Below are 22,161 nucleotides of genomic sequence, written 5' to 3'. Positions count from 1 at the left end.
CGAAACGGAACATCACAGGGCACGAGAGGTGACATCGCGCACAGCTGGTGCGCAGTTTCCTGCCTGTTTGGTCATCTTCCTCACCTTATATTCATGGCTTTCAACAGGTTGAAACGCTTTGGCATGAGCTGTGCAAACGTTTGCGATCAGCAGTACGCGACCACAAAAAGGAATTTCAATGCCCAAGCAGCTATCCATCCAGCCCGCAGCATCCTGCAAAACCCTGATCCCCCTGCTGCTCGCCGCAGCTGCCGCTTTACCGTGTATGACGGCGCAGGCTCAGCCCGCTGCGGCCGAAGACTCGGCGCAAGGTGAAGCGCTCAGCCCGCCCGCCTCGCCCAAGGAAGTAAAAGGCGCGTATTTCTCAGACTGGTTCAATCAGGACCTGACCCTGATCGGCAGCAAGGACATCAGCTTCGGCCCCAAGCCGAACGACGACATCTACCTGGAGTACGAGTACTTCGGCCGTAAAGGGCCGTTTGAACTGTACGGCTACGTCGACGTGCCGAAGATCCTCGGCATCGGCAATGATAATGACAAGGGCGTCTGGGACCATGGCTCGCCAGTGTTCATGGAACACGAGCCGCGTATCTCCATCGATTATCTCGCCGGCCGCAGCCTGGCCGTGGGGCCTTTCAAGGAGTGGTACGTCGCCTTCGACTGGATCTACGACCACGGCAGCAACTCGGCCAACCGCGCCAACACCCTGTACAGCGGCCTGGGCACTGACATCGACACCCATTCGCGGGTCAACCTGTCGGCTAATTTCTACGGTCGCTATCAGTGGGAAAACTACGGTGCCAGCAACGAATACTCGTGGGATGGCTACCGGGCGCAGCTCAAGTACATCGTGCCGATCAGCACCTTCAACAATGGCGCTTCGCTGACCTACATCGGCTTCACCAACTTCGATTTCGGTTCGGACCTCAAGAACGATCCGGCACGCACCGGCAATTCCACGGTTGCCACCAACGTTTTGCTGTACGCCTTCACGCACCTGCGTTTCACGCTGGTAGGCCGTTATTTCCACAACGGCGGCAACTGGGAGGACGGCAGCGAGCTGAATTTCGGTGACGGCAATTTCCGCGCACGTTCGGACGGCTGGGGCTACTACGCAGGCGTGGGTTATCAGTTCTGATCATGATATTGACTACAGGAGTTTTCATGAAACACATCACTCGCAATGCACTCTGCGCCACACTGGCACTGGTCAGCCCCGGTATCTGGGCTGCCGCCGCACCGGTCACGCCGAAGGTCATGCTGGTCGCCATGTTTGCGCCCGAAGCGCAGAACTGGATTGATCGCCTGCACCTGACCAAGGAAATTCAGGTGCCAGGCCTGGCAGCCGAATACCCGGCCGTTCGCTGCAACGAGCAGGACGTGTGCCTGATGGTGACCGGCATGGGCCAGACCAATGCCGCCGCCTCGACTCTCGCACTGGCGTTGTCGCCGCAGTTCGATCTGCGCAAGACCTACTTCATAGTCGCCGGTATCGCCGGGATCAACCCGCATCACGGCAGCCTCGGCACCACCGCCTGGGCGCATTATCTGGTGGAGTTCGGCACCCAGTGGGAAATCGATTCCCGCGACGTACCCAAGGACTGGCCGACCGGTTATCTGGGCATCAACACCAAAGGTCCGAACGAGAAGCCACCGCTGGACTACAAGACCGAAGTCTTCGAGCTGAACCCAAAGCTTCAGGCCAAAGCGTTCGCCCTGTCACAAAAAGTGGCGCTCAGCGAGAGCAAGGAATCGGCTGCCTGGCGGGTCAAATACCCTTACGCCCCGGCCAATCAGCCGCCGCAGGTCACCCAATGTGACACCGTGGCTGGCAATACGTGGTTCTCCGGGACGCGCTTGAGCGAACGGGCGGAGGTCTGGACCAAACTACTGACCGACGGCAAAGGCGTCTATTGCACCACCCAGCAGGAAGACAACTCCACCTACGAAGCCCTGCTGCGGGCCAGCAAGGCGGGCAAGGTCGATGTCAGCCGTCTGGCCGTGGTGCGCGCCGGTTCCGACTTCGATCGTCCGTATCCTGGCTACAGCGAGGTCGATAACCTGCTCAAGTACGCCGATCAGGGTGCTTTCGTACCGGCACTGGAGAACCTGTACCGCACCGGCAACCCGTTGGTGCAGGCGATCGTCAGCGACTGGAAGAACTGGGAAAAAGGCGTACCGCAGTAAAAACGTGAGGTTGTGACCACTGTCCGGAACAGGGCCTTGCGCCTGCTCCGGACAGTGCCTTGAAGCTTACAGGCGTTGCAGAATCAACGCGCCCGCAGGACCGGCAACACCCGGCTGGCCAGGCTCGCCCTCTTTACCTGCTTTGCCGCCATCAGCGCGGTACACGAAACAGCCTTTGGACGCTCCGCCTTTACCGGCCTTGCCGCCCTCGCCGCCTTTGCCCGCCGCACCGCCCGCAACGTTCACCTTGATGCGATCAGTCGGGAAACTCTGCGGCAACTCCAGTCGCACCTGAGCGCCCGCCGCGCCGTCCCGGCCGGTGCTGCCATTTTGACCATCATAGCCATGTCCAGCCTGACCCCAGGTACAGCCCGGTTGTGCGCCGTTGCCGCCATCCAGGCCGACATAACCCGGGCTGCCTGCGCCGCCGCGTGCGTCGATCGATAACTCTTCCGCGTTGAGGTTTTGCAGGCGCACGGTCAGGTTGCGACCCGGCAGCGCGGGCCTCTCGAACGTGCCCGGTGCGCCGCGCGCCGTGATCTGGCTGCCGCTGCCGAATTCAGCACGCGTCACGACCAGATTGAAGGCCTGGACACCGGGAACGATGGCAATGCGCGCTTCGTGCCCCAACACCAGCTCGCCGATTTTCACGTCGTCGATATTGGCCGGGATCAACAAGGTGCCGTAATCGGACACTTCAAGGCGATCGAGTTGCAGAACGCTGCTGTTGCCGGGCAGGCGCATCAGCGAGTGCGGCGCGACAATAATTGCCTGTGCCATGGCCAAAGGGCTGAACAGTGCCGCCAGCAGAACGAGATTACGCATGAGAGTGCCCCGAAGCCGAGCGGCTGATGGATTGCAGATGGAAAATGCCGAAGAGGATGATTTTGCCCCGGTCGCGCCACGGATGGCGACGCCCGCGCAGGCTGCCGTTGAACAGGATCAGTTCCAGCAGATGAGTCAGCAGCAGGACCGCGCCCGCCATGTCGATCATCACGCCGAACGGGCTGGGCGCTTCAATCAGCGCATTGGCCAGTACTACCAGCCAGAAGCCCAGCATCAAGATCTTTCCCAGCCCCCAAAACACCTTCATCGCCTGCCCCCTTGTCATGATCCGTTCCGAAAGCGAAGTCTGCGCATGCTTTTCGTCGCCGCACAGTAGACGTGCTGTTCAGCGAATATGCCAGCAGTGAATTGAAAAAGATCAAGCATAGATCGTTATCGTCGATTAGAGGGTGTCAACGCGCAAGCTGACGGCTGTTCAGAGCCGGCCCGGCAGGCTAGTCTTGCCAGTCAACCAGAGGACTTTCGATGACCGTCGGCTATTCCACCCGCACACCTCAGCAAGCGCTGGCTGCCCTGCTGGATCTTTATGCGCCCGAACGCCTGCTGGTCATCGGGGCGCATGCCTTTCCTGCGCTGCAAGCCTTTCAGGACGCACATCCGCACACCACAGTCGCGCTGGCGGAACCCGGTACGCTGCCTGCGCATCTGGCCGCGCAACGCTTCGATCTGGCGCTGGTGGTCGACTGCCTGGAACACATTCCCAAGCGCACCGGGCTGGAGCTGCTGGGCGGTATCCGCAACCTGAACGCCAGCCGCATTGCGGTCCTGGCCGATTTGCAGGCTTGCGGCTGGCAGGAGACTGACTTTTTCTCGCTGGCCCTGCAATCCAGCGAACGCTTTGCCCGCGACGAACAGGTGTTGAATCTGTTCACCTACGATTTGCGCGAATACAAACAGGTGCCCGACTGGCTGAACGCGAAGTACTGGGCCAACCCGGAGAATTTTGGAAGATACTGGTGGTGAATCATGAGTAGTGCTATTTGCCCGTGCGGCAGCGGCGATCTGTTGCTGGCCTGCTGCGGCCACTATCACGCTGGCCTGCCTGCGCCGTGCGCGGAAAAGCTGATGCGCTCGCGTTACAGCGCTTATGTGCTGGGGCTGACCGATTACCTGGTGGAAACCACGCTGCCGGTGCAGCAAAGCGCACTGGACCGTGAAGCCATCGCTCAGTGGAGCGCGCAAAGCACCTGGCTGGGGCTGGAGGTGGAAAGCGCGGAGGTGTTCGGCGGCAAGCCTGAGCATGCGTTTGTGACCTTCACTGCTCGCTGGCACGATGGCAATGGCGAACACAGCCACAAGGAGCGCTCGTCGTTCGTGCAGAATCAGGGCCGCTGGTATTTCATCGACTCCACCGTCCCCCTTAAAGCCAGCCGCAACGACGCGTGCCCGTGTGGCAGTGAGCAGAAATTCAAGAAATGCTGCTCCGGGTATGTGGTTTGAACACACTCAAGATCGGACGCAGAGCGTCCAGAACTGCATACGACGCGGAGCGACGTACGATAGTCGGGACTCTCGTTCCTCACGCTCCAGCGTGGGAATGCATTGCGTGACGCTCCGCGTCACAAATCTGCGCCGCACCACACACTCAAGATCGGACGCAGAGCGTCCAGAACTGCATACGACGCGGAGCGACGTACGATAGTCGGGACTCTCGTTCCTCACGCTCCAGCGTGGGAATGCATTGCGTGACGCTCCGCGTCACAAATCTGCGCCGCACCACACACTCAAGATCGGACGCAGAGCGTCCAGAACTGCATACGACGCGGAGCGACGTACGATAGTCGAGACTCTCGTTCCTCACGCTCCAGCGTGGGAAAGCATTGCGTGACGCTCCGCGTCACAAATCTGCGCCGCACCACACACTCAAGATCGGACGCAGAACGTCCAGAACTGCATACGACGCGGAGCGTCGTACGATAGTTATCGTTCCTCGCGCGCCAGCGGTCAGGTCGGCGTGATGCCGCGATCAGAACTCCAGCTGTGCCGAGAAGGCGACGGTACGCGGGTCGCCGAGGTAGCTGCTGTTGAGCCAGTATTCCTTGTTGCCCAGGTTGCTGACATTGACTCGCAAGGTCAGATCGTTTTCTGAAACGCGCATGCGGTAGCGGGCACCGGCGTCGAAAGTGGTGAACGACGGCAGGTCGTTTTCGTTGCTTTGGTCGGTGTATTGCTTGCCGGTGTAGAACGCGCCGCCGGTCATGGCCAGGCCTGGCACCTGGTTGATGTCGTATTCGGCATAGACCTTGGCCAGTTGTTTGGCGACGTTGGTCGGCACATTGCCTTCATCTGCCGCCACGCCGGTTTTCTTGATTTTCGGGTCCAGCAAGGTGAAGCCGCCGACCAGAGTCAGTTCCGGGATGACCTTGCCGGTCACGCTGAACTCCAGCCCGTTGTTTTCCTGACGCCCGTCAACCACGTAGACGTTGCCGCCCGTGGTGTAGCCGTTCGGCTTCTCGATGTTGAACAGCGCGAGGGTAAACAGCGTTTCGCCCACGGTCGCCTTGGCACCGATTTCGTATTGCTCGCTGACTTCAGGCGCGAAGGCCTGACCGGCATTGGCCGTACCGCTTGGCGCGATGCCTCCCGATTGCAGTCCTTCTATATAGGTCGCATAAGTGGTCAGCCACGGCAGCGGCTTGTAGACCAGCGAGATGTTCGGCGAGGTTTTGCTCTCGTTGTACGTGGTCTCGGTTTCCGCCGAGCCGAACGCTCTGGCGTAGACGAACTCGTTGGCGTAGGTCTTGATCTGCGTATGGGTGACCCCAAGGATCGTCGACCACTGCTCATTGAAGGTAATCACGTCGCCGATCAGGAAGTTGTTGCTCTCGGTGCTGTTGGCCAGACGCTGGTCGCCGTGGCCAATCGAGTACGACGGTTTGCCGACCTGAGGCGTCTGATCCAGCGGGATCGTGCCCACGGGCGAGGTGTATTGCGGGCCTCGCTGTTCGGGCGTGTAAGGGATGTGGTCCTCGTACTGCTTCTGGCGCGAGGTGTTGCCCTGATAGCCCATCGTGACTTTATGGCCGAGGAAGCCGGTATCGAACGCGGCGTCCAGAAACAGCGAGCCGGTCTTTTCCTCGGTTTCGATCGGGGCGAACGCGTACAGCGGCTGCGAGTAGAGACCTGCACTGGAAACCGTGGGGCCGGTGTAGGTGTTTTCCGAGGTGTACTGCTGGGCGGCAAAGGCCGCGCGCAAGGTGAAGGTGTCGTTCAAGCGCCACTTGGCACGTACGCCCGCCTTGTCAGACTCGTAATCGGAGAATGACCATTTCTGGCTGTAGAGTTTGTCGTTGTCCAGCGATGCGGCACTGGGGCGCAACGACTGGTCATTGAAATACCAGTAGCTGGTCAGGCCGCGTATTTCGGTCTTCTTGTGCGACGCATCGAACTGCACCAGCAGGTCATCGGACACGTTCCAGTCCAGTGCGAGGGAAATCATCTCGCGACGACGCTTGTTCAGATCGACAGCGGTTTCGCCATCCTGAGTCAGCACATTGAGGCGATAGGCGAATGTGCCTTCACTGTCTATCGGCCCGCCGAAGTCGCCATGCAGGTAGTAATTCTCGCCACCGGCATTGCCCAGGGTCACGCTGTTGTAACGCTCGTAGGTAGGTCGCTTGATCACATAGTTGACCAGCCCGCCCGGCGACGCCGGGCCGTACAGAAAGCCGGTCAGGCCGGTAATGATTTCCAGCTGTTCCATTTCTTCCAGGTAATTGCTGCCGTCAGCGCCGTTGGTGAAACGCAGGCCATCGTTGGCAATGTTCAGGCTGCCCGCGCTGCTGAACCCGCGGATATTGACGGCACTCGCATAACCGGCACTGGTCGGCGAATACATCTGGGTAAACGGATTGTGCTTGATCACGTCGTCCAGCGAGGTGGCCTGAATGTTTTTCAGTAAGGCCTGAGGCGTCACGCTGATGGAATACGGCGCGTCCTGCAGCTTCATGCCACCCAGCGCACCGACGCTGCTGATGTTCTCGCTGCGATAACCTGCCGCTTCAGAACCTTCGGCGGGGGCGCTGCTGGCGTTGATGTTGACGTCGGACAAGTTCAAGGCGCCCTGTTCCATGACCATCAGGGTGTAGGTCCCGGCGCTGCTTTGCGTCAGTTGCAACCCACTGCCACGCAGCGCCTCGCGCAATGCAGTCGCTGCGTCGAAATTCCCTTTCACTGGCGCGCTTGTCTTGCCTGCGGCCAGCGCAGGATCGAGGCTCAGCGCAAGGCCACCCTGGCTGGCGATCTGATTCAGAGTGGTTGCCAGCGGTGCGGCAGGCAGATCATAGGCAGCAACGCCAGCCTGTTGCGCAGCCATCAGCAACGGGCTGACCAGAGGCGAACAAAAGGCAATGGTCATGGCCAACAGACTGGGGCGCAGCAAGGTGTCTAACGAGCGGGACATCGGGCAACTCCTGATGGAATATTTCTCAATGCCTGTTAGCCGAGTGAACCGTCAAAAGTAACAGGGCTGATTGAAAATAATTCCGTTTCAGGTTTTGGAGGTCGCGGGCGTTTATTCGGGGATAACGCGCAAACGGGAGGTATCAGGCGTTGCCTGCGCCGCAGGCTTTTCGGCCTGGCCCATATCGCTGCCCACCGGTGCCAGGCTTAGTCGGGAGAGGTCCAGTGCTGGCGCAACCGGCTGTGGCTTTGCCGGCAACAGGTCAGCACCCGCCTCGGCGACCGAATAATCCGGCGCATCGACGTCCACGAAGGCCGCCATGTAGACGTCGCGTGGTTTGATTTGCAGACGGGCCTTGCTCTGCGGGGACTTGCGCACCCAGGTCGGTGCGTCAGGCGGCGGCGCCAGCTCGACCTCTTCCATGTGGGGCGACACGTCCGGTTCGGTGAGCATTGCCACAACCTGAACACGCGCACCTGCCCGTTCCAGCGTGGCGCGGTACTTCTCGGCAGTCGCCGCGTCGAGATTGTTTTTGAGGACCAGCCGACGTCCGGAGAACAACAATTCAAGGCGCTCGGCATCCGCCTGGAACAGCTTGCCGAGGTTGGCCCTGACCTTCTCGGGCTGGGCTCCAGCGACCAGTTCGGCGCTGAAGACGATTTCGTAAAGATTCATGGAGACACCGTTGGTACGTCAATAAAAGTATGGCGTAGCGTCAGACCGCGCAACAAGCGCGTTACCCGTGGCCGTCGAGTTGTTAGACTCGGACTTCAAACGGAGCACATCCATGTCTTTTCAGGCGCACATTACAAGATTCATAAGCCTTGCGTTGGTCATGTTGGGGCTGAGCGGATGCTCGTTACTGAACTTTGACAGCGTTCAGGACCCGGAAGTGCATCTGCTGAAAGTCGAGGTGATCAAGGCCCGGCTGACGCATCAGGATTTCAAACTGTATTTCGAAGTCGATAATCCCAACGACTCACGACTGCTGGTGCGCGGCCTGAATTACAAAATCATGCTGAATGAGGAAATGCTGGCCGAGGGCAAGTCCAGCGACTGGTTTTTTGTCGACGGCGACAGCCGGAAAACCCTGCTGATATCCGTCCGGACCAACCTGTGGCAGCACGCCAGATACATTGCCAGACTGCTGAAGAAGCCTGACCAGACCATCCATTACCAGCTTGAAGGCAAACTCAAGACCGGCATTCTGTTTCACCATAATGTGCGCATCCTGCGCTCAGGCGACGTGATTCCAGGCGACCTGATCAAAGATCGCCGATAAGCGGATCACGCTCAGCCCAGCCTGCCTTTGATCAGCTCCATCAGAAACTTCCAGACGTCTGCCGCCCACAACGCCCGATTGACGGCACTGATCAGCGCGCCACCAAACGAGCCTAACAAAAAGCCGACGCCCGTGATGTTGCGAGGCTCGGCAACGCCCAGGTAATTGCTGGCAATGCCGGTGAGGAACACTGCGCAGGCCACGCCTGTGACGAGAAAAACCATCCAGGCGCGCCAGTCGGGCAACGCCGCCTTGTGCCACCAGCCAGAGATGATCGCGCCAACCAGGCCGGCCACCAACCATTCGCCTCTGTCTGCCAAACCGTTCAAGAGATCCATCAGCCTGACTCCGCTCAAGAGATAACAGCCGTTCGAACACAGAAAAACTCAGGTACTTAGCGTCTGCCGGAAACTCGTCAGGGAGAGAGGCGTGGAAGTCATCCGGTCTGACACATGGGCCGCCCTGCCCTTGTCGCATCCTTGCGCTGACGCCATTAAATGACGGGTGAAATATTAAACAGGGAAAGCCTTACTTAAGCATGCTTAAAAATATAATCAAGTGACTGTATTGTCCGGTCGTCGGTCATCCGCAAAGGTGCAATGGTCAGTTGTCGATGTAGCGTTGCCAGCCGATCCGGACGGCCCCGTCATGCTGGCGGTCGACCTGAATCCCTTCGGTTTCTCCGATGTCCCGGAGCACCCTGTCCCAGCTGTCCAGCGGTTCGTCATCCTTGCGCGTGACGATCACCCACTGAATCTTCTGCACGTCCGGGGCCGAGACCAGCCGTTGAATCCGTCTGCCGATCAACTCGTAGGAAGAGGTCGTAACCGACGCAGAATTAAAGTGGTTAGCCATGATGATCTCCCATGCTTTACTGTATATAAATACAGTATTCCAGCCACAGGATTTCGGCAAGCAGCTCGTAGGACGTTTCGCCTTGCCGACAATTGACAGAAGCTCTACCAACGCTTGTAGATCAAGGCTTACAGCTTGCCCGTCATCCTTACCGCGACACCGATAATGCGACAGTCGGCACCGCATTCGATCATTTTGTACGCCGGGTTGAGCGGCTTCAGATAACGAGTGCCGCCATCCTCCACCAGCTTCTTGAACGTCGCCTCGTTGCTGGCGGGCAGCTTGGCAATGACCAGTTTGCCAGGCTGAACATCCGCTTCGGTGTCCACCAGAATCAACATCCCCTCAGGCACGCTGACGCCGGTGGGCGCGGTCATCGAGTCGCCCTTGACCTCAAGCCAGAACGCCGGACCTTTGGAGTCGTAGTCGGAGATTTCATAGCGGTCCGAGAACCCGTCGGGATAAGGCTGCACAGCCTCCTCCCAGGACCCGGCGGATACCCAACTGATTACCGGATAGCGAAAGGACATTTCTGGCTGATCGATCAAGGCAACGTTGGCGTCGAACTCCGGCGCCTTCTCGGGGCCGTCACCGATGGCCAGCCACTCGGCGCGAAAGCCGGTGGCTCTGGCCAGCGCGTAGAGATTCTCAGGCCGCAGGCTCTTGCTTTCGCCGCTTATCCACTGGGTCACCGCCGAGTTGGCGACACCGCACCGGGCGGCGATTTCGCCCTTCTTCATGCCGCTGGCGGCGATGGCTTTGGCAATGCGTTCGTGTCTGGTCATAGGGCTGGCTCAGCGTTGCAGGAAATACAGGGACGCTGAAAACGCCCGACAAAAACTAAGCATACTTAAAAAAACCGCTGAGCGCGAAAAATAACTCACTGTTACTGCTTAATGGTGATTTGCGGGATAATGCGCGCCAGATCGATTACAGATTTCACTGTGGAGTACACCCGATGAACCAGCAAGCCCATGTTCATGGCCCAGATTGCAACCACGATCACGACCATGATCATCATGACCACCAGCACGGCCATGTCCACGGTCCTAACTGCGGTCACGCTCACCAGGAACCGGTGCGCAATACCCTGAAGGACGTGGGTCGCAACGATCCTTGCCCATGCGGCAGCGACAAGAAATTCAAGAAATGCCACGGCGCGTGATGCGCTGAGCGTTCTGCCAACGGCCTGCCTTGCAGGCCGTTTTCATTTGTACGGGCTGCTCAAGGAAGCGTAAAACAGTGGCTTGCGATCACCCACATGGAGCGCTCAATGATCGACCTTCACTACTGGACCACGCCCAACGGCCACAAAATCACTCTGTTTCTGGAAGAAAGCGGCCTGCCGTACACGATCTTTCCGGTCAACATTGGCAACAATGATCAGTTCAAACCCGAATTCCTGAAGATATCCCCCAACAACCGCATCCCGGCCATTGTCGATCACCAGCCGGCCGATGGCGGCGCGCCGCTGAGCCTGTTCGAGTCAGGCGCTATCCTGCTGTATCTGGCAGAAAAGACCGGCCAGTTCATCCCGCAGGATCTGCGCGGGCGTCAGGAAGTGTCGCAATGGCTGTTCTGGCAGATGGGCGGTCTGGGGCCGATGGCGGGTCAGAACCATCACTTCAACCGGTTCGCCAAAGAAAAGATTCCTTACGCAATCGAGCGCTACGTCAACGAAACCGCGCGTTTATATGGCGTACTGAACAAGCGCCTGGCGGATCGTGAATTCGTGGCGGGCAATGAATACAGCATCGCCGACATGGCGATCTACCCGTGGATCGTGCCACACACCTATCAGCAGCAGGACCTGAACGACTTCCCCCACCTCAAGCGTTGGTTCGACAGCATCGCCAGCCGCGACGCGACGAAGCGTGCGTATGCGCTGGCTGACAAGATCAATCCGCCGAAGGCTTGAGCCGCTGCGCGGTAATGCCGCCTCTCTTGCCAATGTTCCGCGTTGGCATGCAGAGGGGCCTGGCCTACTTGTGCAAAATCCTGAAATAAACTGCTCCTTGCCGCTTGCGTGCTGCCTGACGGCTCTCTAACGTAGCGGCTTTTGTACGTTACCCCTTCAGGAGCTTGCCCATGGCCTCGCCAGCCCTTCTTCATTTTCTACCCCGATTCGGCGCTGCCGCCGCTGCGGCGAGTTTCCTGAGCCTTGCCGGCTGCCAGTTGGGCAGCAGCGATCCCGATACCGTGCTGCCTGTTTCCGGGACTTTTCCGGTCAAAGGGCTGGCACAGAATGTCTCGGTACGGCGCAACACCATGGGCATGCCGCTGATTGAAAGCAGCAGCTACCATGACGCGCTGTTTACCCTGGGTTATGTGCACGCAGGTGATCGCCTCAGCCAGATGCTCGGCATGCGCCTGCTGGCGCAGGGCCGCTTGTCGGAAATGGCCGGAACGGACGCGCTGGAAGTCGACCGCCTGATGCGCTCGGTCAACCTCAAGCAGAACGCCAGCGATCTGTACAACGCCGCTTCGCCTCGCCTCAAACGCTTCTTCGATGTCTACGCACGTGGCGTCAATGCCTACCTGTTTCGCTACCGCGACAAGCTACCGGCCGACATCGCCAACTCCGGCTACAAGCCTGAATACTGGAAGCCGGAGGACTCGGCGCTGGTTTTCAGCCTGCTCAACTTCAGCCTGTCAGTGAATCTGCAAGAAGAACTGTCATCGCTGGTGCTGGCGCAGAAAGTCGGTGCTGACAAGCTCGCCTGGCTGCTGCCGACCTACCCTGACGAAGAGCTGCCGTTCGCCGAAGCCGACAAGCTCAAAGGCCTGAACCTGAACAATCAGGTGACCGGCCTGAACGACCTGAACAGGGTCGCCTTGCAGCTCTCGGACCTGAACATGCTCGGTGTTGCCGCCTCCAGCAACTGGGCCATCGCACCGCAACGCAGCCGCAACGGCAAGAGCCTGTTGGCCAGCGACATGCAGTTGCCGGCCGGTCTCAATTCGGCCTGGAGCTTTGTGCAGATCCGCGCACCGAAATATCAGGTGTCGGGTGTATCCATCGCCGGTCTGCCGATGGTCCTGAGTGGTTTCAACGGCAAGCTGGCGTGGAGCATGAGCAACGTCAAAGGCGACAACCAGGACCTGTTTCTGGAGAAGATCAAGCGCGAAGGCAACCGTGTGTCTTATATGGCCGATGGCAAATGGCTGCCTGCGACCGCGCATCAGGAAACCTTTCTGGTCAAAGGCGGCAGTCCGCTTCGCGAAACCGTGTACGAAACGCGTCATGGGGCGCTGCTCAATGCCAGCGCAACGCCGCCCGGCAACGGGTTGAGCCTGGCGCTGCAAGTGCCGAGTTTCAAAGAGGACAAGAGCCTGGATGCGTTTTTCGACCTGTCGCGCGCGCCCAACGTCGAAAAGGCGTTCGATACCAGCCGCGAGATTCGTGCGATCACCCTGAACATGGTGTTCGCCGATGCGTCGAACATTGGCTGGCAGGTGACGGGGCGCTTCCCCAACCGCCGTGAAGGCCAAGGCCTGCTGCCTTCGCCGGGCTGGGAAGGCAAATATGACTGGGACGGTTTTGCCGACTCGATGCTCCATCCCTACGATCAGGACCCGCGTCAGGGCTGGCTCGCAGCGGCTAACCAGCGCACCATTCCGAAAGGCTACGGCATGCAGCTTTCCAACTCATGGGGCTACCCGGAGCGCGCCGAGCGAATTGCCGAGCTGGCCAACGGCGGCAAGCAGGACCTGCGCAGCACCATCGCCATGCAGTACGACCAGACCACGACGTTTGCGGCCAAACTCAAGACCATGTTCCAGGCGCCGGGCATGAGCAAGCCGCTCAAGCAGGCCATCGATGCACTGCCGGAAGCCGATCGCAACAAGGCCCGCGAGGCATTCACGCGTCTGATGGCTTTTGATGGCAAGCTCAGTGCCGGTTCGGCTGACGCAGCGGTCTATGAGCTGTTCTTGCAGGAAAGCGCCAAACAGATTTTCCTTGATGAGCTGGGCCCGGAAACCAGCCTTGCCTGGCAGGCACTGGTGGCCAACGCCAGCTCGTCGTATTCGCCGCAGGCCGACCACTTGTTGGGCCGTGATGACAGCCCTTACTGGGATGACATCAAAACGCCGCAGAAGGAAGACAAACCGGCCATTCTGGCGCGCAGCCTGGCGGCCGCGATCACCCGCGGCGACAGCCTGCTGGGCAGCGATCACAAGGCCTGGCAGTGGGGCAAACTGCATCGCGACAACTGGGCTTCGACCAACCCGTTGGCCAGGCAACTGGGTGGCGGCGACTTCAACCGCAGCGCTACACCCGCCGGTGGCGATCACACCACGCTGAACGTATCGGGCTTCGAGTGGGGCAAAGGCTTCGACGCACGCATGGCGCCCGGCCTGCGCATGATCGTCGACTTCAGCCTGGTTGAACCCATGACCGGCATGATCAGCACCGGCCAGTCCGGCAACCCGGCCAGCCCGTATTACGCCAACAGCATCGAGGCATGGCAGAAAGCGCAATACATGTCGATCCCGGTGCAACAGCAGAACTACGAAAAAGGCTACGGCAAACAACGGCTGACGCTGACGCCCGGCAAGTAAAACTGTTCTGCGATGTCAGTGATGTTTGCCTCAGGCTCAGGTCACCTTTGCGCCCTTACGGCGCCCTACTTTGAGGGACCAAAGTAGGCAAAGTCCCGGCTCCGTTTCCGGCCCGACTTCGTCGGGTTCCTTCGCCCTGACACTGATCCGGGGGTCGCCGCAACGGGCCATCCATGGCCCGGTGCGGCTAGCCTGGCGTCCTGCCAGGCTACCCCCGGATCAGCGCCAGGGCTCAGCCGTCACTTACGTCGCACTCTGCGTCGTCAGTGCCATCGCGATAAAAAAGCGCTTTTATGCACGATCGCGTTCTCCAAGACACTTATCGCGACTCATCCTCAGTAACGCTCACGCAAACTCCCCGAACTTCCCGCCCCGCCCCGGCTCATAGCTAACAAGCCCATCCATACGGTTGCCCCATGGATCTTGTCGTTGCTCGTCCTGAAGGTTTGTATTGCCCGCCCGGGGATTTTTATATTGATCCGTGGCGCTCGGTGGAGCGGGCGGTCATCACTCATGCGCATGGCGATCACGCCCGCACCGGCAATCAGCATTACCTGTCAGCCGCCAGTGGCGAAGGGATTCTGCGCTCGCGTCTGGGCCAGGACATCAATCTGCAAACCCTGGAATATGGCGAAACCATCACCCATCACGGCGTGAAGCTGAGTCTGCACCCGGCCGGGCATGTGCTGGGCTCAGCGCAAGTGCGGCTGGAATACCAGGGCGAAGTCTGGGTGGCTTCCGGTGATTACAAAGTCGAGCCGGACGGCACCTGTGCGCCATTCGAACCGGTGCGCTGCCACACGTTTATCACCGAATCGACCTTCGGCCTGCCGATCTATCGCTGGGCACCGCAATCGCAGATTTTCGAAGGCATCAACCAGTGGTGGCGCGGCAATGCTGCGCAGGGCAAGGCCAGCGTGCTGTTCGCTTATTCTTTCGGCAAGGCGCAACGCATTCTGCACGGGATCGACGCGCAGATCGGCCCGATTCTGGTCCACGGCGCCGTCGAGCCCTTGAACCGTGTCTATCGTGAAGGCGGTATCCGCATCCCGGAAACCCAATACGCAGGCGACTTCAAGAAGACCGACCCCGCCCTGCGTCAGGCGCTGATCCTCGCCCCGCCCTCTGCCGGCGGCAGCAGCTGGATGAAGCGCTTTGGCGAATACAGCGATGCGTTTGCCAGCGGCTGGATGATGTTGCGCGGCACCCGGCGGCGGCGCGGCGTGGACCGCGGTTTCGTGCTCTCTGATCACGCCGACTGGCCAGGCCTGTTGTGGGCCATCGAGCAGACTGGCGCCGAGCGCGTCATGGTCACCCATGGCTCGGTTGGCATACTGGTGCGCTATTTGCGCGAACTGGGGCTGGACGCGCAGGGCTTCAGTACCGAATACGGCGATGAAGAAGACAGCAACCCGGCCACCGCTGAACCTGAAGCAGCGAGTGCTGGCGAGGCGCAGCCATGAAAGCCTTCGCCGAGCTGTACGCGCAACTGGACGCCACCACCTCCAGTAACGCCAAACTGGCCGCCATGCGCGACTATTTCGAAAAGGCCGCGCCGGAAGATGCAGCCTGGGCAGTGTACTTTCTGTCGGGTGGCCGTCCGCGCCAACTGGTCCCCACCCGCGTCCTGCGCGAGCAGGCCATGACCCTGGCCAGCCTGCCGGAGTGGCTGTTCGAAGAAAGCTATCAGGCGGTCGGCGACCTCGCGGAAACGCTCTCGCTGTTACTGCCTCAGGCAGATCACAGCAACGACGAAGGTCTGGCGACCTGGATGGAAGACAAGCTTTTGCCGTTGCGCGGCCTGCCACCTGAAGAGCTGGCCGAGCGGCTGCCCCTGTTCTGGTCGCAACTGGACCGCAGCAGTCTGATGGTCTGTATCAAGTTGATCACCGGCAGCTTCCGCGTTGGCGTGTCAAAGCTGCTGGTCACCCGTGCCCTGGCAGCGCTGGCCGACATCGACAGCAAGCGTGTCGCCCAGCGGCTGGTCGGCTATACCGACCTGTCGCATCGGCCCAGCGCCGAGCGTTATCTGAAGCTGATCGCGCCTGAATCGGAAGACGAACACGCGCAACGTGGCGGCCAGCCCTACCCGTTCTTTCTTGCGCATTCCTTGCAACAGCCGGTCGACCAGTTCGAAACGCTGCTGGGCGCTGCCGAAAACTGGCAGGTGGAATGGAAGTGGGATGGCATTCGTGCGCAGTTGGTCAAACGTGACGGCAGGTTGTGGATCTGGTCGCGGGGTGAGGAACTGGTGACTGATCGCTTTCCGGAACTGCACAGCCTGGTGCAATGCCTGCCGGACGGCACCGTCATCGATGGCGAAATCGTGGTCTGGAAAGCGCCCGAAGCAAACCCTGAAAGCAGCGCAGAATTCGCATTGAACAGCGATGTGCCACAAGCTGCGCCGTCGGTGCAACCCTTTGCCTTGCTGCAACAACGCATCGGCCGCAAAACACTGGGCAAGAAAATCCTGACTGACGTACCCGTGGTGGTGCTGGCGTATGACCTGCTGGAATGGCAGGGCGATGACTGGCGCAGCCGACCGCAACACGAGCGTCGCACCCAACTGGAAAGCCTGATCGAAAGCTGCCAGAGCGAGGTGCTGATGCCCTCCCCGGTGCTCGATGGCAAGGACTGGCTGGACCTGGCCACCCAGCGCGAAGCCTCCCGCAGCCTGGGCGTCGAGGGCATGATGCTCAAGGCCCGCGACTCTTTATATGGCGTCGGGCGCACCAAGGACATGGGCGTGTGGTGGAAATGGAAGATCGACCCGTTCAGTGTCGATGCCGTGCTGATCTACGCGCAGCGCGGCCATGGGCGACGTGCCAGCCTTTATAGTGATTACACGTTTGCCGTATGGGACGGCCCGCCGGAAGCAAGCGAGCGCACACTGGTGCCATTCGCCAAGGCCTACTCGGGGCTGACCGACGAAGAGATGCGCAAAGTCGACGCTATCGTTCGCAAGACCACCGTCGAAAAATTCGGACCGGTGAGCAGTGTGACGCCGACCCTGGTGTTTGAACTGGGCTTTGAAGGCATCGCGCTGTCCAAACGCCACAAAAGCGGTATTGCCGTGCGCTTCCCGCGCATGCTGCGCTGGCGTCAGGACAAGCCGGTTGCGGAAGCAGACAGTCTGGTAACGCTACAAGACCTGCTCAACTGAAGCACCAAAAAAGCGCACACCAAATCCTGCGCACCTTTTTAAAACACTGTGAGATGAATCGACCTGCCTGCTCGTAGGAAACTTCACACGTTCGTTACTATTCTGCCGTTCGGCCTCACCAGAGCGGGCGTCTGCTTTAAGGCCAGGCAATCAACACCGGCCCGTTAAACGCGCAGGGCAGGCAGATTGCCAGCGGTTTATACGAAATAGCGACAACCCCTTACATTTCAAACGCACGTTCATCTGTATGGTTCGGAAATTGCTAACCTTAGCCAGTCTGGCACTCGCCGGTAGCAAGCCTCGCGTGTTCCCAACGCCCCATTTAAGGTTTTAAGGACTGAACAATGAAAAAAGCATGGCTGACTCTTTCTGCACTGGCTCTGTGCATCGCCGCCGGTAACACCATGGCCAAGGAATACAAAGAACTGCGCTTTGGCGTCGATCCATCCTATGCGCCGTTCGAATCCAAAGCCGCTGATGGCAGCCTGGTCGGCTTCGATATCGATCTGGGCAATGCGATCTGCAAAGAGCTGAAAGTCACCTGCAAATGGGTCGAAAGCGACTTCGACGGCATGATTCCCGGCCTCAAGGCGCGTAAATTCGACGGCGTGATCTCCTCGATGACCGTGACCCCGGCCCGCGAGAAAGTCATCGATTTCTCCAGCGAACTGTTCTCCGGCCCGACCTCGCTGGTGTTCAAGAAAGGTGCCGCCTTCACTGCCGACCCGGCCAGCCTGAAGGGCAAGACCGTGGGCTATGAGCAGGGCACCATTCAGGAAGCCTACGCCAAAGCCGTGCTGGACAAGGCAGGCGTGACCACCAAGGCCTACGCCAACCAGGATCAGGTATACGCCGACCTGACTTCCGGCCGTCTGGACGCCTCGATCCAGGACATGCTGCAAGCCGAACTGGGCTTTCTGAAGTCGCCAGCCGGTGCTGATTATGAAGTCAGCAAGCCGATCGACAGCGAGTTGCTGCCTGCCAAGACAGCCATCGGTATCGCCAAGGGCAACAAAGAGCTGAAAGCGCTGCTGGATAAAGGCATCAAGGCGATGCACGATGACGGCACCTACGCCGCAATCCAGAAAAAGCACTTCGGTGACCTGAACCTGTACAGCGGCAAATAACACCCCGACGCCCATCGATTTCGGCGATGATTCGCCGCCCGGTTGATGGGCGTTTCTGTTTGTAGACGCAAGGCCTATCCATGTTCGATGCACTCCTGCAAAACCTGGGACTCTCGGCGTTCAGCCTGAAGGGCTTTGGCCCGCTGTTGCTGGAAGGCACCTGGATGACCGTCAAACTGGCTGTACTGTCGCTCGCGCTGAGCATTCTGCTCGGGCTGATCGGGGCCACTGCCAAACTGTCGAGTTCAGCGCTGCTGCGCGTACCGGCCCAAATTTATACAACACTGATCCGCGGCATACCGGATCTGGTGTTGATGCTGCTGATTTTCTACAGCCTGCAAACCTGGCTGACCATGCTCACCGACGCCATGGAATGGGAATACATCGAAATCAATCCGTTCGGCGCAGGCGTCATCACCCTGGGCTTCATTTATGGGGCCTATTTCACCGAGACGTTCCGTGGCGCGATTCTGTCCGTGCCTCGCGGTCAGGTCGAAGCAGCCACTGCCTACGGCCTGAAACGCGGCCAGCGTTTTCGTTATGTGGTGTTCCCGCAAATGATGCGTTACGCCCTGCCGGGCATCGGCAACAACTGGCAAGTCCTGCTCAAGGCCACTGCGCTGGTGTCGATCATCGGCCTGGCCGATCTGGTCAAGGCCTCGCAGGACGCCGGTAAAAGTACTTACCAGCTGTTTTACTTTCTGGTGCTGGCGGCGCTGATCTACCTGCTGATCACCAGCGCCTCGAACTTCGCCCTGCGTTGGGCTGAACGGCATTACGCCGCAGGCAGTCGGGAGGCCCAGCGATGATCGAGTTGTTACAGGAATACTGGAAACCCTTCCTTTATACAGACGGCGTGAATATCACCGGTCTGGCCATGACCCTGTGGCTGCTCAGCGCCTCGATTGCCATCGGTTTCTGCGTGTCCATTCCGCTGTCCATCGCCCGCGTGTCGAACAACCGCTGGGTGCGCTGGCCGGTACAGTTCTACACCTACCTGTTTCGCGGCACGCCGCTCTATATACAGTTGCTGATTTGCTACACCGGTATTTACAGCCTCGCTGCGGTGCGCGAGCAGCCGGTACTGGATGCGTTCTTTCGTGATGCGATGAACTGCACGATCCTGGCCTTCGCCCTGAACACCTGCGCGTACACCACGGAAATCTTCGCCGGTGCGATTCGCAGCATGGCCCATGGTGAAGTCGAAGCCGCCAAGGCTTACGGCCTGACCGGCTGGAAGCTTTACGCCTACGTGATCATGCCGTCGGCGCTGCGTCGCTCGCTGCCGTATTACAGCAACGAAGTGATCCTGATGCTGCATTCGACCACCGTCGCGTTCACCGCAACAGTGCCGGACATTCTCAAAGTGGCACGGGACGCCAACTCCGCGACCTTCATGACCTTCCAGTCGTTCGGCATCGCTGCCGTCATGTACTTGACCGTCACCTTTATCCTGGTCGGACTGTTTCGTCTGGCAGAACGGCGCTGGCTGGCCTTTCTCGGCCCGGCCCGCTGATCATGCGCCATCACACCCACGACTTGCTGTCTCCCGTGCCGGGCACTGCCCGGCACCTTCACAGCTTTCATTACGGGCCGCAGGACGGCGCGGGCAAAGTCTACATTCAGGCGTCCCTGCACGCTGACGAGCTGCCGGGGATGCTGGTCGCCTGGTACTTGAAGCAGCGCTTGGCCGAACTGGAAAGTGCCGGCCGGCTGCTGGGCGAAATCGTGGTGGTGCCGGTCGCCAACCCGATTGGCCTGGAACAGGTGCTGATGGACACGCCGCTGGGGCGCTACGAACTGGAAAGCGGGCAGAACTTCAATCGCCGGTTCAGCGACCTCGGCGCGCAGGTCGGCGATGCGATCGAAGCACGACTGACCGCCGACGCCGAGCAAAACCGCACGCTGGTGCGTGAAAGCCTGCGGGCGGCACTGAATGCTCAGACGGCAACCACTCAGCTGGAGTCGCTACGCCTGACGCTGCAACGCCTGGCTTGCGACGCCGACATGGTGCTGGACCTGCACTGTGATTTCGAGTCGGTCGAACACCTGTACACCACGCCGGAAGCCTGGCCAAAAGTCGAGACGCTGTCGCGTTATCTGGGCGCGCAGGCGAGCCTGCTGGCCACCGACTCGGGCGGTCAATCATTCGATGAATGCTTCACGCTGGTCTGGTGGCAATTGCAGCAACGCTTCGGCGAGCGCTTCCCGATGCCGATGGGCAGCTTTTCGGTAACCCTGGAGCTGCGTGGCCAGGGCGATGTCAATCATGCCCTCGCCAGCCGCGACTGCCAGGCGATCATTCACTACCTGATCGACGCCGGCCTGATAGAGGGCGAGCTGTCGCCGCCTCCTGAATTGCTCTACCCCGCTACGCCGCTGGCAGCGGTCGAACCGGTCGCGACGCCGGTCGGCGGCCTGCTGGTGTTTTGCGCGATGCCCGGCGAATACGTCGAGGCTGGCCAACTGATTGCCGAGGTCATCGACCCGATCAGCGACAGCGTGACCTGTATCCATGCCGTTAATGGCGGCCTGCTGTACGCACGCTCGCTGCGCCGCATGGCGACGGCGGGCATGGTCATCGCTCATATCGCGGGCACTCAGGCTTATCGCAGCGGCTATCTACTTTCTCCTTGAGGACCTGTCATGTACAAACTGACCATCGATGGCCTGCACAAGCGCTACGGCGACAACGAAGTGCTCAAAGGCGTATCGCTCAAGGCCAGCAGCGGTGATGTGATCTGCCTGATCGGCGCCAGCGGCTCGGGCAAGAGCACGTTCCTGCGCTGCATCAACTTTCTCGAACAGCCCAACGACGGGGCAATGAGCCTGGACGGCAAGCAAGTGCGCATGGTCAGCGACAAGGACGGCATGCGCGTGGCCGACCCGGACGAGCTGCAACGCATCCGCACCCGCCTGGCGATGGTGTTTCAGCATTTCAACCTGTGGGCGCACATGACCGTACTGGAAAACATCAGCATGGCGCCTCGCCGCGTGCTGGGCGTGCCCAAGGCTGAAGCCGAGGCCCGCGCGCGCAAATACCTGGAAAAAGTCGGCCTGCCGGAGCGAGTAGCCGGTCAGTACCCGGCGTTCCTGTCTGGCGGCCAGCAGCAGCGCGTGGCAATCGCCCGGGCGCTGGCGATGGAACCGGAAATCATGCTGTTCGACGAACCGACCTCGGCGCTCGACCCGGAGCTGGTGGGTGAGGTACTGAAAGTCATTCAGGGCCTGGCAGAAGAAGGCCGGACCATGATTCTGGTCACTCACGAAATGGGCTTCGCCCGCAAGGTTGCCAGCCAGGTGGTGTTTTTGCACCAAGGGCAGATCGAAGAATCCGGCCACCCGGACGACGTACTCAATAACCCGAAGAGCGAGCGTTTGCAGCAGTTTTTGAGTGGCAATCTGAAGTAGCACGTTTTTTTGTGCCAAGGCCGGAAATGCCTGGAAACCGGGACTGAAATATCCACGACTATCGTCCCCACGCTCCAGCGTGGGAATGCACTTCGTGACGCTCTGCGTCACAACCAGGACGCAGAGCGTCCAGAACTGCATGCCGACGCGGAGCATCGGCACGATAGTCCGTCAGATTTATGTCTTACGATGAGCGCTGCGCATCGGCCCAAGAGTCGAATCTCGTTTCCCCGGAATCTACGAGCGATCAACCCCATAACCATTTAAAACTATTACCCTTTCTCCGCTGTCTCTGACTTAACACCCCTCAGAGCATACTCAAACG

General features: G+C 59.8%; 23 protein-coding genes. 15 read left to right on the top strand and 8 right to left on the bottom strand.

The features are described from left to right. Positions 1-12: 12 nt before the first annotated feature. Complete coding sequence (locus I9H07_RS05475; RefSeq protein ID WP_161632841.1) at positions 13-186, bottom strand: hypothetical protein; 174 nt, start codon at positions 184-186, stop codon at positions 13-15. Between I9H07_RS05475 and I9H07_RS05470 the strand changes: the two genes are divergently transcribed. Together I9H07_RS05470 and I9H07_RS05465 are read left to right on the top strand one after the other, a co-directional pair. Continuing rightward, complete coding sequence (locus tag I9H07_RS05470; protein WP_024672251.1) at positions 179-1,138, top strand: nucleoside-specific channel-forming protein Tsx; 960 nt, start codon at positions 179-181, stop codon at positions 1,136-1,138. The two genes, I9H07_RS05475 and I9H07_RS05470, sit on opposite strands and share 8 nt — an antisense overlap. A gap of 26 nt (positions 1,139-1,164) precedes the next feature. Beyond that, a complete protein-coding gene (locus I9H07_RS05465) occupies positions 1,165-2,187 on the top strand; it encodes a purine-nucleoside phosphorylase (RefSeq protein ID WP_236425482.1) in 1,023 nt (340 codons plus the stop codon). Between the two features lie 66 nt (positions 2,188-2,253). Here the strand turns inward: I9H07_RS05465 and I9H07_RS05460 are convergent, their stop codons facing one another. Continuing rightward, on the bottom strand, positions 2,254-3,012 hold the full coding sequence (locus tag I9H07_RS05460; protein WP_236425481.1) for a collagen-like protein: 759 nt from the start codon (positions 3,010-3,012) through the stop codon (positions 2,254-2,256). Further along, on the bottom strand, positions 3,005-3,280 hold the full coding sequence (locus I9H07_RS05455; RefSeq protein ID WP_024672254.1) for a DUF1145 domain-containing protein: 276 nt from the start codon (positions 3,278-3,280) through the stop codon (positions 3,005-3,007). Before I9H07_RS05455 ends, I9H07_RS05460 begins: the two co-directional genes overlap by 8 nt. 218 nt (positions 3,281-3,498) lie before the next feature. On the opposite strand from I9H07_RS05455, the gene I9H07_RS05450 reads away from it, so the two are divergent. Both I9H07_RS05450 and I9H07_RS05445 read left to right on the top strand, forming a co-directional pair. Beyond that, positions 3,499-3,996, top strand: a complete 498-nt coding sequence (locus I9H07_RS05450) for a DUF6231 family protein (protein ID WP_236425480.1) — start codon at positions 3,499-3,501, stop codon at positions 3,994-3,996. Between the two features lie 3 nt (positions 3,997-3,999). Further along, positions 4,000-4,473: a YchJ family protein gene (locus tag I9H07_RS05445; protein ID WP_024672256.1), complete on the top strand. Its 474-nt coding sequence runs from the start codon at positions 4,000-4,002 to the stop codon at positions 4,471-4,473. 526 nt (positions 4,474-4,999) lie between these two features. Here I9H07_RS05445 and I9H07_RS05440 read toward each other — a convergent pair. Together I9H07_RS05440 and I9H07_RS05435 are read right to left on the bottom strand one after the other, a co-directional pair. Then, positions 5,000-7,435, bottom strand: a complete 2,436-nt coding sequence (locus I9H07_RS05440) for a TonB-dependent receptor (RefSeq protein ID WP_236424285.1) — start codon at positions 7,433-7,435, stop codon at positions 5,000-5,002. 111 nt (positions 7,436-7,546) lie between these two features. Next, a complete protein-coding gene (locus I9H07_RS05435; protein WP_236424283.1) occupies positions 7,547-8,110 on the bottom strand; it encodes a hypothetical protein in 564 nt (187 codons plus the stop codon). Positions 8,111-8,222: 112 nt separating this feature from the next. Here I9H07_RS05435 and I9H07_RS05430 point away from each other — a divergent pair, with 112 nt between their 5' ends. Further along, positions 8,223-8,717, top strand: coding sequence for an LEA type 2 family protein (locus I9H07_RS05430; protein ID WP_024672580.1), 495 nt, complete (start codon positions 8,223-8,225; stop codon positions 8,715-8,717). Between the two features lie 11 nt (positions 8,718-8,728). On the opposite strand, the gene I9H07_RS05425 is transcribed toward I9H07_RS05430, so the two are convergent. From I9H07_RS05425 to I9H07_RS05415, 3 genes are all read right to left on the bottom strand, one after another. Continuing rightward, positions 8,729-9,055: a hypothetical protein gene (locus I9H07_RS05425; RefSeq protein WP_058824249.1), complete on the bottom strand. Its 327-nt coding sequence runs from the start codon at positions 9,053-9,055 to the stop codon at positions 8,729-8,731. Positions 9,056-9,320: 265 nt separating this feature from the next. Next, positions 9,321-9,572, bottom strand: a complete 252-nt coding sequence (locus I9H07_RS05420) for a DUF1654 domain-containing protein (RefSeq protein ID WP_236424282.1) — start codon at positions 9,570-9,572, stop codon at positions 9,321-9,323. 128 nt (positions 9,573-9,700) lie between these two features. Further along, a complete protein-coding gene (locus I9H07_RS05415) occupies positions 9,701-10,357 on the bottom strand; it encodes a LexA family protein (protein ID WP_236424280.1) in 657 nt (218 codons plus the stop codon). Positions 10,358-10,530: 173 nt separating this feature from the next. Between I9H07_RS05415 and I9H07_RS05410 the strand changes: the two genes are divergently transcribed. The 10 genes from I9H07_RS05410 (at position 10,531) to I9H07_RS05365 (ending at position 21,836) form a co-directional block, all read left to right on the top strand. After that, positions 10,531-10,737, top strand: coding sequence for an SEC-C metal-binding domain-containing protein (locus I9H07_RS05410; RefSeq protein WP_002554826.1), 207 nt, complete (start codon positions 10,531-10,533; stop codon positions 10,735-10,737). 108 nt (positions 10,738-10,845) lie between these two features. Then, positions 10,846-11,490: a glutathione binding-like protein gene (locus I9H07_RS05405; protein ID WP_024672584.1), complete on the top strand. Its 645-nt coding sequence runs from the start codon at positions 10,846-10,848 to the stop codon at positions 11,488-11,490. Positions 11,491-11,660: 170 nt separating this feature from the next. Continuing rightward, positions 11,661-14,135 carry a penicillin acylase family protein gene (locus I9H07_RS05400; protein WP_236424278.1) on the top strand — a complete coding sequence of 825 codons (2,475 nt, stop codon included), beginning with the start codon at positions 11,661-11,663 and terminating at the stop codon, positions 14,133-14,135. Between the two features lie 416 nt (positions 14,136-14,551). Next, positions 14,552-15,598 carry a ligase-associated DNA damage response exonuclease gene (locus I9H07_RS05395; RefSeq protein ID WP_024672855.1) on the top strand — a complete coding sequence of 349 codons (1,047 nt, stop codon included), beginning with the start codon at positions 14,552-14,554 and terminating at the stop codon, positions 15,596-15,598. Further along, a complete protein-coding gene (locus I9H07_RS05390) occupies positions 15,595-17,298 on the top strand; it encodes an ATP-dependent DNA ligase (RefSeq protein WP_236424277.1) in 1,704 nt (567 codons plus the stop codon). Before I9H07_RS05395 ends, I9H07_RS05390 begins: the two co-directional genes overlap by 4 nt. A 344-nt stretch (positions 17,299-17,642) precedes the next feature. Further along, positions 17,643-18,425 (top strand): transporter substrate-binding domain-containing protein, encoded by a 783-nt coding sequence (locus I9H07_RS05385; protein ID WP_024672853.1) that lies wholly within the window; start codon positions 17,643-17,645, stop codon positions 18,423-18,425. An 80-nt stretch (positions 18,426-18,505) separates the two neighbouring features. Continuing rightward, on the top strand, positions 18,506-19,234 hold the full coding sequence (locus I9H07_RS05380) for an ABC transporter permease (protein WP_024672852.1): 729 nt from the start codon (positions 18,506-18,508) through the stop codon (positions 19,232-19,234). After that, entirely contained in the window at positions 19,231-19,941 is a 711-nt protein-coding gene (locus I9H07_RS05375) for an ABC transporter permease (RefSeq protein WP_024672851.1), read from the top strand. The genes I9H07_RS05380 and I9H07_RS05375 overlap by 4 nt, the downstream gene beginning before the upstream one ends. Positions 19,942-19,943: 2 nt before the next feature. Then, positions 19,944-21,062 (top strand): succinylglutamate desuccinylase/aspartoacylase family protein, encoded by a 1,119-nt coding sequence (locus tag I9H07_RS05370; RefSeq protein ID WP_236424275.1) that lies wholly within the window; start codon positions 19,944-19,946, stop codon positions 21,060-21,062. Positions 21,063-21,071: 9 nt separating this feature from the next. Continuing rightward, complete coding sequence (locus I9H07_RS05365) at positions 21,072-21,836, top strand: ABC transporter ATP-binding protein (RefSeq protein ID WP_024672849.1); 765 nt, start codon at positions 21,072-21,074, stop codon at positions 21,834-21,836. Positions 21,837-22,161 lie beyond the last annotated feature (325 nt).

Origin of the sequence: Pseudomonas syringae (assembly GCF_023278085.1) — a bacterium.
GTDB lineage: Bacteria > Pseudomonadota > Gammaproteobacteria > Pseudomonadales > Pseudomonadaceae > Aquipseudomonas > Aquipseudomonas syringae_Q.
This window is presented reverse-complemented; position numbering and strand designations above follow the sequence as displayed.